Source organism: Ensifer sp. MJa1 (assembly GCF_037026475.1).
Taxonomy (GTDB): Bacteria; Pseudomonadota; Alphaproteobacteria; order Rhizobiales; family Rhizobiaceae; genus Ensifer.
The window spans coordinates 118748-132078 of the sequence record NZ_JAKUMO010000018.1; the positions used below are offsets into that span (position 1 = coordinate 118748).

Genomic DNA, 13331 nt, shown 5'->3' on the forward strand with positions numbered 1-13331 from the left:
AGTTTGATGTTTTCCAACGCGTTCACCGACAAGGCCGTGATGGCCGAGCTGGTTGCAAAGATGCTCTGGGAGATCAAGGCCGTGCATTTCAGCGCGGACAAGCCCTACAAGCTGTCGTCCGGCATGGCGAGCCCCGTCTATATCGACTGCCGCAAGCTGATCTCCTATCCGCGCATCCGCTCGGCGGTGATGGACTTTGCCGCCGCTTCGATCCTGCGTGAAGCCGGCTTCGAGAAGTTCGACGTCGTCGCCGGTGGCGAGACGGCCGGCATTCCCTTTGCCGCCATGCTCGCCGAACGCCTCGGCCTGCCGATGATCTATGTTCGCAAGGCGCCGAAGGGCCACGGCCGCAACGCCCAGATCGAAGGCCACATGCCGGAAGGTGCGCGCGTGCTCGTCATCGAGGACCTGACGACGGCCGGCGGCTCGATGTTCAAGTTCATTGACGCCATTCGTGCCGCCGGCGGCATCGTCGACCACGGTATCGCGCTCTTCTACTACGACATCTTCCCGGAAGCGGTCGGCGAGATGAAGGGCAAGGGCGTCGACCTGCACTGGATCGCCACCTGGCGCAACGTGCTTTCGGTCGCCCGCGAGCAGGCGCTGTTCGACGAAAAGACGCTCAGTGAAGTTGAGGCCTTCCTCAATGCGCCGCTCGCCTGGTCGGGCCGCAACGGCGGCGTGAGCGCTTTGGCATAATGCTTGCCGGCCCCGGCACGCGCCGGGGCCGGCAATTCTGAGATCTGTGTTTTAAATCGATTGAAATTCTATCGAGGAGGAAGAGCCGATGATCGTATGTTGCGGTGAAGCGCTGATCGACATGCTGCCGCGGGATACCACCGCAGGCGAAAGCGCCTTTGCGCCCTATGCCGGCGGCGCGATCTTCAACACGGCTATCGCACTTGGGCGCCTCGGCATCCAGACCGGCTTCTTCACCGGCCTTTCTGACGACATGTTCGGCGATATCCTGCGCGAGACGCTGGAGGCGGCGAATGTCGATTTCGGCCCCTGCGCAACGCTTTCGCTGCACACGACGCTCGCCTTCGTCAAACTGGTCAACGGCCATGCGAGCTATGCCTTCTTCGACGAGAACACCGCCGGCCGTATGATTACGACGGAGCATCTGCCAGCGCTTGGCGATTTCTGCGAGGCGCTGCATTTCGGCGCGATCAGCCTCATTCCCGAGCCATGCGGCTCGACCTATGAAGCCCTGATGGCGCGCGAGCACGAGAAGCGGGTGATCTCCTTTGACCCGAACATCCGTCCGGGCTTCATCAAGGACCGGGACGCCCATCTTGCCCGCATGAACCGCATGGCGGCGATGTCGGACATCATCAAGTTTTCCGACGAGGATCTTGCCTGGTTCGGCATGGAAGGCAGCCACGACGTGCTCGCCGCCGAATGGCTGAAGCGCGGACCCAAGCTGGTGCTGATCACCAAGGGCGCCGACGGTGCCGTCGGCTACACGGCGCACCACAAGGTCGAGGTCGCCGGTGAGCGGGTGACCGTGGTCGACACGGTCGGCGCCGGCGATACGTTCGATGCCGGCGTGCTGGCGTCGCTGAAGCTTTCCGGCCTGCTGACCAAGACAGAGGTCGCCAGCCTCGGCGAGACCGCCGTTCGCAATGCGCTGGCGCTCGGCGCCAAGGCCGCTGCCGTCACCGTCTCGCGCGCCGGTGCAAACCCGCCGTGGAAACACGAAATCGGCCTTTGAGCTGTACCTAGCTATCCTCCGGCTCCGGGCGGTATTCCAGGATACCACGAGTGCGACGCGCAGGTCTGCCGGATCTGTCTTCGCCGGGTCGAGTTTCGACAGCCTGTCGATCGAGCCAACATTCAGGGCCGCGCCGGCGGCAAGCGTACTCAACAGCAACGTAAGGTCATGATCAATGCGTGGGTGCAGACTGAGGCGGGAACCGACTACTTCCCGCTGCTTTCGAACCTCGATCTGATGCAGGTGCTGAACCAGGCAAAGGTGACGGCGCTGCCCGCCTGCGCCGTTTGACGAGGAGGAGGCGTCGGGCAACGCCTCCTCCTGCAGCTTGCTTAGTACGCCGCCTTCAGGAGCGCCGCGACGAGACCCGCCGTGGAGGAATCGTGGCCGGCGGCACTCTCCTTGCCTTCGACGACCGGCAGCAGACCGGTTGCCAGTTCCTTGCCGAGCTCGACGCCCCACTGGTCGAAGGAGTTGATGTTGAAGAGCGCGCCCTCGACGAAGACGCGGTGTTCGTAGAGCGCGATCAGGCGGCCGAGCGCGAAGGGATCGAGCTGATCGTAGACGATGGTCAGTGACGGGCGGTTGCCGGCGAACACGCGGTGCGGCGCTATTCTGTCCGCCTTGGCGTCAGGCATGCCCTTGGCGGTCAGCTGCGCCTTGGCCTCGCTGAGCGTACGGCCCTTCATCAGCGCTTCCGATTGCGCCAGGCAATTGGCAATCAGCAGCTCATGCTGGTGGCGCAGGTTCTTTTCATGGCCGTTGGCAGCGATCATGAATTCGGCCGGGATGATGTCGGTGCCCTGGTGGATCAGCTGGTAGAAGGCGTGCTGGCCATTGGTACCGGGTTCGCCCCAGACGACCGGGCCGGTCGAATATTCGACCGGGGTGCTGTCGAGCGTCACCGCCTTGCCGTTCGATTCCATGTCGAGCTGCTGCAGATAGGCGGGGAAGCGCGACAGGCGCTGGTCGTAGGGCAGGATGGCGCGCGACGGGTAACCGAGCACGTTGCGATGGTAAAAGCCGATGAGGCCGAGCAGCACCGGAATGTTCTGACGGATCGGCACGGTGCGGAAATGCTCGTCGATCGCGTGGCCGCCATCGAGGAAACGACCGAAATTTTCCTTGCCGATGGCGATCATCAGCGGCAGGCCGATCGCCGACCAGATCGAGTAGCGACCGCCGACCCAATCCCAGAAGCCGAAGACGCGGGCCTGGTCGATGCCGAAGGCGGCGACCTTGTCGAGCGCCGTCGACACGGCTGCGAAGTGGTGGCCGACCGCCGCTTCGCCGAGCTTGCCGGCGATGAAGGCGCGGGCAGTCGCCGCGTTGGTCATCGTCTCGATCGTCGTGAAGGTCTTCGAGGCGACGATGAAGAGGGAGGTTTCCGGATCGACCAGCTTCAGCGTGTCTGCGATGTGGGCGCCGTCGATGTTGGAGACGAAATGAAGGCGCGGGCCGTCGTGGAAGGGTGCGAGCGCCAGCGTCACCATGACCGGACCGAGGTCGGAGCCGCCGATGCCGATATTGATGACGTCGGTGATCTTCTTGCCGGTTGCTCCCTTGAGCGCGCCCGAGCGGATACCGTCGGCAAAGACGCCCATGGCGGCAAGCACGCCGTTGACGTCGGGCATCACGTCCTTGCCGTCGACGAGCACCGGCTTGTTGCCGCGATTGCGCAGCGCCGTGTGCAGCACGGCACGCTCTTCGGTGATGTTGATGATGTCGCCGCGGAACATCGCGTCCCGCTTCTCCTCAACCTTGGCGGCCTTGGCGAGCGCCTCGAGCCCATCAAGAACCCGGTCGTTGACCGCGCATTTCGAATAGTCGAACAGCAGGTCGCCGAGCGTGGTGCTGAAACGCCTGAAGCGCTCTGCATCGCCAGCGAAGGCGGCACGGATATCGGTTGCTTGGGTCTCGGCGGCGGTTGCTTTGAGTTGGTCGACAAGCGCTTTCATCGCGGGGCTCCTTGGTCGGACAGTGTGTCGGACAATCGCCTGCGTAGCTATTCGCTTTAAGCCACTCAAATCAAGCCCGCAAAACCGCCAAAGCGGCGGTTTTCGGGATTTTTTAAATCGTTTTAATTTTGCGAGTAATTTAGCCCCTGAGATCCTTTCGCAGGATCTTGCCGACATTGGTTTTCGGCAGTTCGGTGCGGAACTCGACAAAGCGCGGCCGCTTGTAGTTGGTGAGATTGGCGGCGCAATGGCGCTTGACTTCCTCTTCCGTAAGCGACGGATCCTTCTTGACCACGAAGAGCTTGACCGCTTCGCCGGAATGCTCGTCCGGAACGCCGATCGCCGCGCATTCGAGAATCCCGGGATGGGTCATCGCCACCTCCTCGATCTCGTTCGGGAAGACGTTGAAGCCGGAGACAAGGATCATGTCCTTCTTGCGGTCGACGATCTTGACGAGGCCTGCCGCATTCATGAAGCCGATGTCGCCCGAGCGGAAGAAACCATCCGGCGAGATCGCCTTGGCGGTCTCGTCCGGCCGCTGCCAGTAGCCGGCCATCACCTGCGGCCCGCGGATGCAGATCTCGCCGACTTCGCCGATCGGCAGTGTGTTGCCCTGGTCGTCGCGGATCTCCACATCGGTGGAGGGGATCGGCATGCCGATCGTGCCGGTGAATTCGGTGGCGTCGAGAATGTTGGCCGTTGCCACTGGCGAGGTTTCCGACAGGCCGTAACCTTCAGCGATCGAGCAGCCGGTCATCTGCTTCCAGCGTTCCGCCACCGGGCGCTGGATTGCCATGCCGCCGCCGAAGGTCAGCATCAGCGACGAGAAGTCGAGCTTCTGGAATTCCGCGTTGTTCATCAATGCGTTGAACAGCGTGTTGAGGCCCGGGAAGATGTTGGTCTTGTGCTTGCCGAGTTCCTTGACGAAGCCTGGAATGTCGCGCGGGTTCGGGATCAGGATGTTGTTGCCGCCGGTGGCAAGGCCCATCAGCGAATTCACCGTCAGCGCGAAGATGTGGTAGAGCGGCAGCGCGCACATGAAGACCAGATTGTCCGGCTGCGCTCGCGAGCGGAACGCCGTCTGGAACCAGATCTCCATCTGCGCCATGTTCGACAGAAGGTTCGAGTGGGTGAGCGTCGCGCCCTTCGAAACCCCCGTTGTGCCGCCGGTGTATTGCAGGAAGGCGACGTCGCTCGGCACGACATTCGGCTTCTTCATGGTGCTGCGGCCGCCCTTGGCAAGCACGCTCTTGAAGGAGAGATGGCCGGGGATCGACCAGGCCGGTACGAGCTTCTTGACCCGGCGCACGACCAGATTGACGATCGTCCCCTTGAGACCCAGCATGTCGCCCATGGTGGCGACCACCACGTGCTTGACCGCGGTCTTGTCGATCACCTGCTGCACCGTGTGCGCGAAGTTCTCGAGCACGAAAATTGCCTTGGCACCGGCATCGACGAGCTGGTGCTGCAGTTCGCGCGGCGTATAGAGCGGGTTGACGTTCACGACGGTGAAGCCGGCTCTGAGGATGCCGTAGACGATGACCGGGTTCTGCAGGATGTTCGGCATCATCACCGCCACGCGGTCGCCCTTGGCAAGCCCGATGGATTGCAGCCAAGCGCCGATGCGGGCGGACTCGGCATTGAGGTCGGCAAAGCTCAGCGTCTTGCCCATGCAGGTGAAGGCCGGGCGGTTCGAATAGCGGGCGACGGCGTGGTCGAAGAACTCGCCGATCGATTTATAGGGCAGGGGGCCGATTTCGGCAGCGATACCGGGTGGATAGGATTTTAGCCAGATCTTGTCCGGGCTGATACCTGCTTGTTGTGTGCTGACTTCCGCCATGACCTCTCTCCCTCTGGTCGCCACAGGCTGGCCTGCTCGCGGCCTGAGAAAATCCCTCCCGATCCTCTCACGCCGATGAAGATGATGCTTTTGCAACACCTCTTCAAGCTGAGATTCGGGATTATATAACTTTGACGTAAACGTCAACTGAGCTAACGGTTAACCGGCGGCTGGCGCGGCCCTGAAAAAGTATGACAAGAGCCGCAAATCCTTTGCCTGCCGCGGCGAAAACCTGTATTGCATTGCAGCATATCCTGGTTGGTCCAAGCCAACGCCCGCCGACATTTCCCCCAGATTTTTCTCCGGCCGATTTCGGTCCGGCGACGCTGGCCATTGCTCGTGAGCGAACCCATGTGTGACGAAGCCTATTCCTCCGCCGTCGAGCCGCGCCGGGCCCGGATCTCCGCCGCTGAAGTGGCGCTTGCCGTCGGCGGCTTCGGTATCGGCACCGGCGAGTTCGCGATCATGGGTCTCCTGCCGCAGGTGGCTGACGACGTTGCGGTTACGGTGCCGCAGGCCGGGGCAGTGATCAGCGCCTATGCTTTGGGTGTTGTCGTCGGCGCGCCGCTGATCGCGGTACTTGCCGCCCGTTTCTCACGCTTCCGGGTGTTGCTGGCGCTGATGCTGATTTTCGCCATTGGCAACTTCGCCAGTGCCGTCGCCCCTGATTTCTACACGCTGATTGCCGCGCGCTTCTTTGCCGGGTTGCCGCATGGCGCCTATTTCGGTGTCGCTGCGTTGGTCGCCGCCGGCCTCGCCGCCCCGAACCAGCGGGCGCGCGCCGTCGGCCGGGTGATGATGGGGCTGACGATCGCCACTCTCTTCGGCACGCCGCTTGTCGCCTGGTTCGGCCAGGCGCTCGGCTGGCGCTCCGCCTTCGCGATCGTCGGCGCGATCAGTCTTCTGACAATGGCGCTGACCTACGCCCACGTGCCGAGGGACAAGGGCAACCCGAAGGCGACGCCGCTTCGTGAGCTCGGTGCGCTTGGCAAGCTGCAGGTCTGGCTGATGCTCGGCATCTGCGCCATCGGCTGTGGCGGCATGTTCGCTGTCTTCAGCTACATCACACCGGCGCTCACCGAAGTCGCGGGTGTTTCGCTTGCCAATGTGCCGATCATGCTCTCGGTCTTCGGCGCCGGCATGATCCTCGGCAACATCGTCGGCGCACGGCTCGCCGACTGGGCGCTGCTGCCGGCGATCGGCATCGCCATCGCCTTCAACATCTTCGCCTATGTGCTCTTCTACTTCACCATGGGCAATCCATGGATCGCCATCGTCAACGTGCTCTTCATTGGCGGCGGCTTTGCCGTTGTGCCGGGCGTGCAGACCCGGCTGATGGACGTTGCCGGCGAGGCACAGACGCTGGCTGCAGCCCTCAGCCATTCCGCTTTCAACCTGGCCAACGCACTCGGCGCCTGGCTCGGCGGCGTCTCGATTGCCGCCGGCTACGGCTGGACGTCCACCGGTCTCGTTGGCGCGGTACTCGGCGTTGCCGGTTTTGGCATCTTCCTCGCATCGGTCTTTGTCGATCGCGCTCAGCCGGCCGGATTGCGCGCCAAGCCTGCGGCCGAATGACCGAACGGGGCTAAAGAAAGCCTCGGGCTCTTGAACCCTCCTAAATTTTTCTGTCATGTCGCGCCGCTAGCGTCGCTTACGGCCCTGAAACTACCGTAAAGCAGGGGCAAAGGGCGCCGCGAGACGCGGCAATGGCTGGCAAGGCCGCGGGTTTGTTGTAAGCTCGTCGGAAGACGGAGGATCATTGGTGCAATTGGGCAATCGCGAACGAGAAAACTTTGCCGTGGAGCCGCGGCTGCTCGGGCATACGGCGATTTCGCGCCACGCTCTTGTTGGCCCGATGACGGCTGCCCGCTGGATGCTGGTCTTCGTTCTCTTGGCCGGTGTCTATTTCTTCCACGGTTTCGTCGTTCCGGTTCTGGCCGCCGTCGTCATCGGTTTTGCCAGCTGGCCGATCTATCGCCGGCTGCTTGCCGCCGTGAACGGCAACCGGACGCTGGCCGCGACCATCGCCATCATCAGCGTCATTTCCTTCATCGTCGTGCCGATCTCGATCGCCGCCGTCTATGCGGTCGATGAGGTGCGCGACTGGGTCGTCTGGGCGGTCGAGACCAACGCCAATGGTGCCGTCGTGCCCGCCTGGCTCAGCAGCATTCCGATTGCCGGCGTGTGGCTCGGCGAACAATGGGTCAAGCATATCGGCCATCCCGGTGCGCTCGGCGAATTGGTACAGCTGGTCAGCGGTTCCAACATCGGCAACATCTACCGCGGCGTGCTGGTGGTCGGCGCCTCGACGTTCCATGCTTTCCTGACGCTGCTGTTCATGCTGATTACGCTGTTCTTCGTTTATCGTGACGGGCAGTCCTTCTCCGGCCAGCTCGACCGCCTCGGCGAGCGCATCTTCCCGATGCGCTGGGAGCGTCTCTCGCGCGTGGTGCCGATGACGATCAGCTCGACGGTCACAGGCATGGGCATCATCGCGATCGGCGAAGGCATCGTGCTCGGCGTTGCCTATTGGCTGGCTGGCGTGCCGTCGCCGGTCACGCTCGGCATCATCACCGGCCTGATGGCGCTGATCCCCGGTGGCGCCCCGCTCTGCTTCACGCTGGTGTCGATCTATCTCGTGGCCAGCGGCTCGCCCATTCACGGCCTGGCGCTCTTCACCTGGGGCACGACCGAACTCTTCATCGTCGACAAGACCCTGCGTCCGCGCCTCGTCGGCGGCCCGATCAAGCTGCCCTTCCTGCCGACCTTCTTCGGCCTTGTCGGCGGGGTAAAGACCATGGGCTTCCTCGGTCTCTTCGTCGGTCCGGTGCTGATGGCGCTCTTGGTTGCCATCTGGCGCGAATGGATGCGCGAAGTCGCCACCCCGACGGACACCAACGTCAACCAGATCATCAAGGGCTGATCTGCCAATGGTCGGGCTACCGGTCGCTTGGCTGCGGCCGGTTTTGCCAATGCCGCTGTTTCAAGGGTCGGCGAGAGGATCCCGTGCCCTGAACCGGCACATCGCCCCTGATTTTGGCGGGCGTCTTTATTTTTTCCTTATGCCCTCTTCCGACCATCGCAATCGATAATTGACCCGCTCAGGATGCAAGATCCGGACTTCAATAGTCCGGAGAATTTGCATGTCCGATGTTCTTTTCCTTGCCGCCGGCATCGGCGGCTTTGTCGTGTTTGCGCTGTACGCGCGCGCGCTCAGCCGTCTTTAGGAGGCCACGATGTTCGAAGCCCTGATCGGTCTCGCTGTCGCCGTCGCACTTGCCGCCTATCTCATCGTCACCCTCGTTCGCCCGGAACGGTTCTGACGCTCTAGCCAACCAGAAGCGATCACAGTGAGTTTGGGCCGATGCGGCCCAAAGTCGTTGTGATCCAGCGGAGAAATCCTCATGTCTATCATCGGGTGGCTGCAGATCAGCCTCCTCTTCATCGCCGTCCTGATCGTCATCAAGCCACTGGGGCTTTACATGGCGCGGGTCTTCGCCGGTGAACGCAACATCTTTTCGCCCATCCTCGGTCCGGTCGAGAGCGGCCTTTATCTGGCCGCCGGCGTCGATCCGAAGAAGGAGCAGGGCTGGCTCGCCTATACGATGTCGATGCTCGCCTTCAGCCTCGCCGGCTTTGCCTCGCTCTATGCGATCCTTCGGCTGCAGGCCTACCTGCCGATGAACCCTCAGGGGTTTGCCGGCATGCCTTCCGATCTCGCCTTCAACACGGCAGTCAGCTTCGTCACCAACACCAACTGGCAGAACTATGGCGGCGAAACCACGCTCAGCCATTTCAGCCAGATGGCCGGACTGACGGTGCACAACTTCGTGTCGGCCGCGACCGGTATCGCCATGGCACTCGCGGTGACCCGCGCCTTTGCCCGCTCGAACGCCTCGACGGTCGGCAACTTCTGGGTCGACCTTACCCGTTCGACGCTCTACGTGCTTCTGCCGATCGCCGTCGTCATGGCGCTGGCCATGGTCTGGACGGGCCTGCCGCAGACCTTTAACGCCGACCTTACAGCAACGACGCTCGAAGGCGCCAAGCAGACGATCTCTGTCGGACCGGTCGCAAGCCAGGAAGCGATCAAGCAGCTCGGCACCAACGGCGGCGGCTTCTTCAACGTCAATGCTGCCCATCCGTTCGAGAATCCGACGGCGTTCTCCAACTACCTCAACATCTTCGCGATGCTGTCGGTCTCGGCGGCTCTGGTCTACGCCTTCGGCCAGATGGTCGGTAACCGTCGCCAGGGCTGGGCCTTCATCGCCGTTACCGGCATTCTCCTGATTTCCGGTGTTGCGGTCATCTACTGGGCGGAAGCGCAGGGCAACACGATCCTGACGGCGCTCGGCGTCGATGCTGTCCAAGGCAACATGGAAGGCAAGGAAGTCCGCTTCGGCCAGGCGATGACGGCGCTTTATGCGGCGGTCACGACCGGTCTGTCGGACGGTGGCGTCAACGGCATGCACGGCTCGTTCACGGGTCTCGGGGGCCTGGTGCCCATGTTCCTGATCCAGCTCGGTGAAGTTCTGCCGGGCGGTGTCGGCTCCGGTCTCTACGGCATGGTCGTCTTTGCGATCCTCGCCGTCTTCGTTGCCGGTCTCATGGTTGGCCGTACGCCGGAACTGCTCGGCAAGAAGATCGAAAGCCGCGAGATGAAATACGCGATGTTCGCGGTCCTCATCCTGCCGGTGACGATCCTCGGCTTCACCGCTGTTTCGGCCATGCTGCCCTTCGCCGTTGCAAGCGTTGGCACTGCCGGCCCGCACGGTCTGTCGGAAATCCTCTACGGCTTCACCTCGGCAGCCGGCAACAACGGCTCGGCCTTCGGCGGTCTCACGGGCAATACGCCCTGGTACAACACCACGCTTGGCTTCGCGATGCTGCTTGGCCGCTTCGCCTACGCAGTTCCGGTCATGGCGATTGCCGGTTCCATTGCGGTGAAGACCCGCGTTCCGGCCTCCAAGGGCACGTTCCCGACCGACACGCCGCTTTTCGTCGGCCTGCTCGTCGGCATCATCCTCATTCTCGGCGGGCTGCAGTTCTTCCCGGCGCTCGCTCTCGGTCCCATCGTCGAGCATTTCCTGATGCTTGCCGGTCAGACCTTCTAAAGGAAATTGGCATCATGTCTTCCAAACCAGTCGCTCCCAGTCTTCTGGACCCGGCCATCCTCCTGCCGGCGATCAAGGCCGCCTTCGTCAAGCTCGACCCGCGCCAGTTGGTGCGCAACCCGGTGATCTTCGTCACCGAGGTGGTCGCCGCCGTGGTCACGGTCCTCTTCGTTCGCGACATTGCGACCGGCACCGGCAGCCCGCTGTTCTCCGGGCAGATTGCCGCCTGGCTGTGGTTCACCGTGCTGTTTGCCACTTTCGCCGAAGCCGTCGCCGAAGGGCGCGGCAAGGCCCAGGCTGACAGCCTGCGTCGCACCAAGTCCGAGCTGACGGCGCGCAAGCTCGTCTCGGCGGAGGGCCGCGAGACCCAGACGATCCCGGCGACATCGCTGAAGGTCGGCGATCTCGTGCTGGTCGAGGCAGGCGAACTGATCCCCGGCGACGGTGAAGTCGTCGAGGGCGTCGCCTCGGTCAACGAAAGCGCGATCACCGGTGAATCCGCACCCGTCATCCGCGAATCCGGCGGCGACCGCTCGGCGGTCACCGGCGGCACGCAGGTGCTGTCCGACTGGATCAAGGTCCGCATCGGGGTCGCCCCGGGCAACACCTTCGTCGACCGCATGATCGCGCTGATCGAGGGTGCGCAGCGCCAGAAGACCCCGAACGAGATCGCACTGTCGATCCTGCTCTCCGGCCTGACGCTGATCTTCCTGGTTGCTGTCGTCACGCTCTGGGGTCTTGCCGGCTATTCCGGTACCGTACTCTCCGTCACCGTGCTTGCTGCCCTGCTCGTCACCCTGATCCCGACCACGATTGGTGGCCTGCTTTCGGCGATCGGCATTGCCGGCATGGACCGCCTGGTGCGCTTCAACGTGATCGCCACCTCCGGCCGCGCTGTCGAGGCTGCCGGCGACGTCGACACGCTGCTGCTCGACAAGACCGGCACGATCACCTTCGGCAACCGCATGGCCGCCGACTTCATGCCGGTTCCCGGCGTCAGCGAAGCGGAGCTTGCCGATGCGGCGCTGCTCGCCAGCCTCGCGGACGAAACACCCGAGGGCCGCTCGATCGCAGCGCTTGCGACCGGCGAGTTCGGTCGCCAGGCGCCCAACGTTTCGCTTCCCGCTTCCGGCAAGGGCGAGGTCGTGGCGCTTGCCGTCGGCGGGGGTGCAAGCTCTGCCGGCGCGATGCGGATCGATGCCGTCATCCCCTTTGCCGCGGAAACAAGGCTCTCGGGCGTCGACTTCGGTGGCCGCCGGCTGCGCAAGGGTGCGGTCGATTCCATCCTGAAGTTCACCGGCATCCGCGACGAGAATGTGCCGAACGAGTTCCGGCGCGCCGTCGACCAGGTGGCCCGCACCGGCGGCACCCCGCTTGCTGTTGCCGATGGTCCGCGCCTGCTCGGCGTCATCCACCTGAAGGACGTGGTGAAGCCCGGCATCAAGGAACGCTTCGCCGCCCTTCGTGCCATGGGCATCCGCACCGTCATGGTCACCGGCGACAACCCGGTGACGGCCGCTGCCATCGCCTCTGAAGCCGGTGTCGACGACTTCCTCGCCGAGGCAACCCCGGAGGACAAGCTCGCCTATATCCGTCGGGAACAGCAGGGCGGCCGTCTGATTGCAATGTGCGGCGACGGCACCAACGACGCGCCGGCGCTTGCGCAGGCCGACGTCGGCGTTGCCATGCAGACGGGCACCCAGGCCGCCCGCGAGGCCGCCAACATGGTGGACCTCGATTCGAGCCCGACGAAGCTCATCGAGATCGTCGAGATCGGCAAGCAGTTGCTGATGACCCGCGGTTCGCTCACGACGTTCTCGATCGCCAACGACGTGGCCAAGTACTTCGCCATCATCCCGGCGCTGTTCATCACCACCTATCCGGCGCTCGCAGCCCTTAACATCATGGGCCTTGCCTCGCCGCAATCGGCGATCCTGTCGGCGGTGATCTTCAACGCTCTGATCATCGTCGCGCTGATCCCGTTGGCGCTGAAGGGCGTCAAGTACCGGCCGGTCGGTGCCGCCGCGCTCCTGCGCCGCAACCTCCTCGTTTACGGTCTCGGCGGCATTCTCCTGCCTTTTGCAGGCATCAAGCTCGTCGATATCGCCGTCAACGCACTCAATCTGGTGTAATCATGCTGAACCAACTTCGCCCCGCCATCGTGATGACCGTTCTTCTGACTGCCATCACCGGGCTTGCCTATCCATTTGCCATCACCGGCATGTCGCAGGTGCTGATGCCGGCCCAGGCCAACGGCAGCCTGATCGAGAAGGACGGAACCCTGATCGGCTCCGAGCTGATCGGCCAGAACTTCACGGCCGACAAGTACTTTTGGCCGCGTCCGTCCGCGACCGGTCCGGAGGTCTATAATGCCGGCGCCTCGAGCGGCTCCAACCTCGGTACCACTTCGGTCAAGCTGAAGGACCGTGTCGCCGCCGATGTCGAGCGCCTGAAGGGTGCCGGTGTCATGGGTGAAATTCCGGCCGACGCGGCGACTACCTCCGGTTCCGGCCTCGACCCGCACATCACGCCCGCCTTCGCCCAGGCCCAGGTCGCCCGTGTCGCCAAGGCACGCGGCCTCAGCGAAGCCGACGTCGCCGCCCTGGTCGACAGGGCGACCGAGGATCGGCTGTTTGGGGTCGTAGGCGAGCCGCGCGTCAATGTGCTAGAACTCAATCTGGCCCTGGACGCGCCCCGAACCTGAC

Annotated in this window: 11 protein-coding genes; 9 read left to right on the forward strand and 2 right to left on the reverse strand. The window is 63.5% G+C overall.

Features of this window, described 5'->3' with window-relative positions:
- Positions 1-6: 6 nt before the first annotated feature.
- The 3 genes from MKZ91_RS22475 (at position 7) to MKZ91_RS22485 (ending at position 2005) form a co-directional block, all read left to right on the forward strand.
- Positions 7-699 (forward strand): orotate phosphoribosyltransferase, encoded by a 693-nt coding sequence (locus MKZ91_RS22475; RefSeq protein ID WP_336173252.1) that lies wholly within the window; start codon positions 7-9, stop codon positions 697-699.
- Positions 700-787: 88 nt separating this feature from the next.
- The gene (locus tag MKZ91_RS22480; protein ID WP_336173253.1) at positions 788-1714 is read left to right on the forward strand and encodes a carbohydrate kinase family protein; all 927 of its coding nucleotides are present in this window, start codon (positions 788-790) and stop codon (positions 1712-1714) included.
- Positions 1715-1882: 168 nt separating this feature from the next.
- Positions 1883-2005: a hypothetical protein gene (locus tag MKZ91_RS22485; protein ID WP_336173254.1), complete on the forward strand. Its 123-nt coding sequence runs from the start codon at positions 1883-1885 to the stop codon at positions 2003-2005.
- Between the two features lie 41 nt (positions 2006-2046).
- On the opposite strand, the gene pgi is transcribed toward MKZ91_RS22485, so the two are convergent.
- Together pgi and MKZ91_RS22495 are read right to left on the reverse strand one after the other, a co-directional pair.
- The gene (pgi, locus tag MKZ91_RS22490) at positions 2047-3672 is read right to left on the reverse strand and encodes a glucose-6-phosphate isomerase (protein WP_336173255.1); all 1626 of its coding nucleotides are present in this window, start codon (positions 3670-3672) and stop codon (positions 2047-2049) included.
- Between the two features lie 139 nt (positions 3673-3811).
- Entirely contained in the window at positions 3812-5512 is a 1701-nt protein-coding gene (locus MKZ91_RS22495; protein ID WP_336173256.1) for a long-chain fatty acid--CoA ligase, read from the reverse strand.
- 351 nt (positions 5513-5863) lie between these two features.
- Between MKZ91_RS22495 and MKZ91_RS22500 the strand changes: the two genes are divergently transcribed.
- The 6 genes from MKZ91_RS22500 (at position 5864) to kdpC (ending at position 13330) form a co-directional block, all read left to right on the forward strand.
- Entirely contained in the window at positions 5864-7087 is a 1224-nt protein-coding gene (locus tag MKZ91_RS22500) for an MFS transporter (RefSeq protein WP_336173290.1), read from the forward strand.
- A 187-nt stretch (positions 7088-7274) separates the two neighbouring features.
- A complete protein-coding gene (locus MKZ91_RS22505; RefSeq protein WP_336173258.1) occupies positions 7275-8435 on the forward strand; it encodes an AI-2E family transporter in 1161 nt (386 codons plus the stop codon).
- Between the two features lie 313 nt (positions 8436-8748).
- Positions 8749-8835 (forward strand): K(+)-transporting ATPase subunit F, encoded by an 87-nt coding sequence (gene kdpF / locus MKZ91_RS22510; protein WP_336173291.1) that lies wholly within the window; start codon positions 8749-8751, stop codon positions 8833-8835.
- Between the two features lie 81 nt (positions 8836-8916).
- Complete coding sequence (kdpA, locus tag MKZ91_RS22515) at positions 8917-10626, forward strand: potassium-transporting ATPase subunit KdpA (RefSeq protein WP_336173259.1); 1710 nt, start codon at positions 8917-8919, stop codon at positions 10624-10626.
- Positions 10627-10640: 14 nt separating this feature from the next.
- Positions 10641-12758, forward strand: a complete 2118-nt coding sequence (gene kdpB / locus MKZ91_RS22520; RefSeq protein ID WP_336173260.1) for a potassium-transporting ATPase subunit KdpB — start codon at positions 10641-10643, stop codon at positions 12756-12758.
- Between the two features lie 2 nt (positions 12759-12760).
- The gene (gene kdpC / locus MKZ91_RS22525) at positions 12761-13330 is read left to right on the forward strand and encodes a potassium-transporting ATPase subunit KdpC (protein ID WP_336173261.1); all 570 of its coding nucleotides are present in this window, start codon (positions 12761-12763) and stop codon (positions 13328-13330) included.
- The last annotated feature ends 1 nt before the right edge of the window (position 13331 follow it).

Coding starts and splice junctions, on each gene's coding strand:
- MKZ91_RS22475 (WP_336173252.1), top strand. CDS start 7: ATGTTTTCCAACGCGTTCACCGACAAGGCCGTGATGGCCGAGCTGGTT.
- MKZ91_RS22480 (WP_336173253.1), top strand. CDS start 788: ATGATCGTATGTTGCGGTGAAGCGCTGATCGACATGCTGCCGCGGGAT.
- MKZ91_RS22485 (WP_336173254.1), top strand. CDS start 1,883: ATGATCAATGCGTGGGTGCAGACTGAGGCGGGAACCGACTACTTCCCG.
- pgi (WP_336173255.1), bottom strand. CDS start 3,672: ATGAAAGCGCTTGTCGACCAACTCAAAGCAACCGCCGCCGAGACCCAA.
- MKZ91_RS22495 (WP_336173256.1), bottom strand. CDS start 5,512: ATGGCGGAAGTCAGCACACAACAAGCAGGTATCAGCCCGGACAAGATC.
- MKZ91_RS22500 (WP_336173290.1), top strand. CDS start 5,864: ATGTGTGACGAAGCCTATTCCTCCGCCGTCGAGCCGCGCCGGGCCCGG.
- kdpF (WP_336173291.1), top strand. CDS start 8,749: ATGTTCGAAGCCCTGATCGGTCTCGCTGTCGCCGTCGCACTTGCCGCC.
- kdpA (WP_336173259.1), top strand. CDS start 8,917: ATGTCTATCATCGGGTGGCTGCAGATCAGCCTCCTCTTCATCGCCGTC.
- kdpB (WP_336173260.1), top strand. CDS start 10,641: ATGTCTTCCAAACCAGTCGCTCCCAGTCTTCTGGACCCGGCCATCCTC.
- kdpC (WP_336173261.1), top strand. CDS start 12,761: ATGCTGAACCAACTTCGCCCCGCCATCGTGATGACCGTTCTTCTGACT.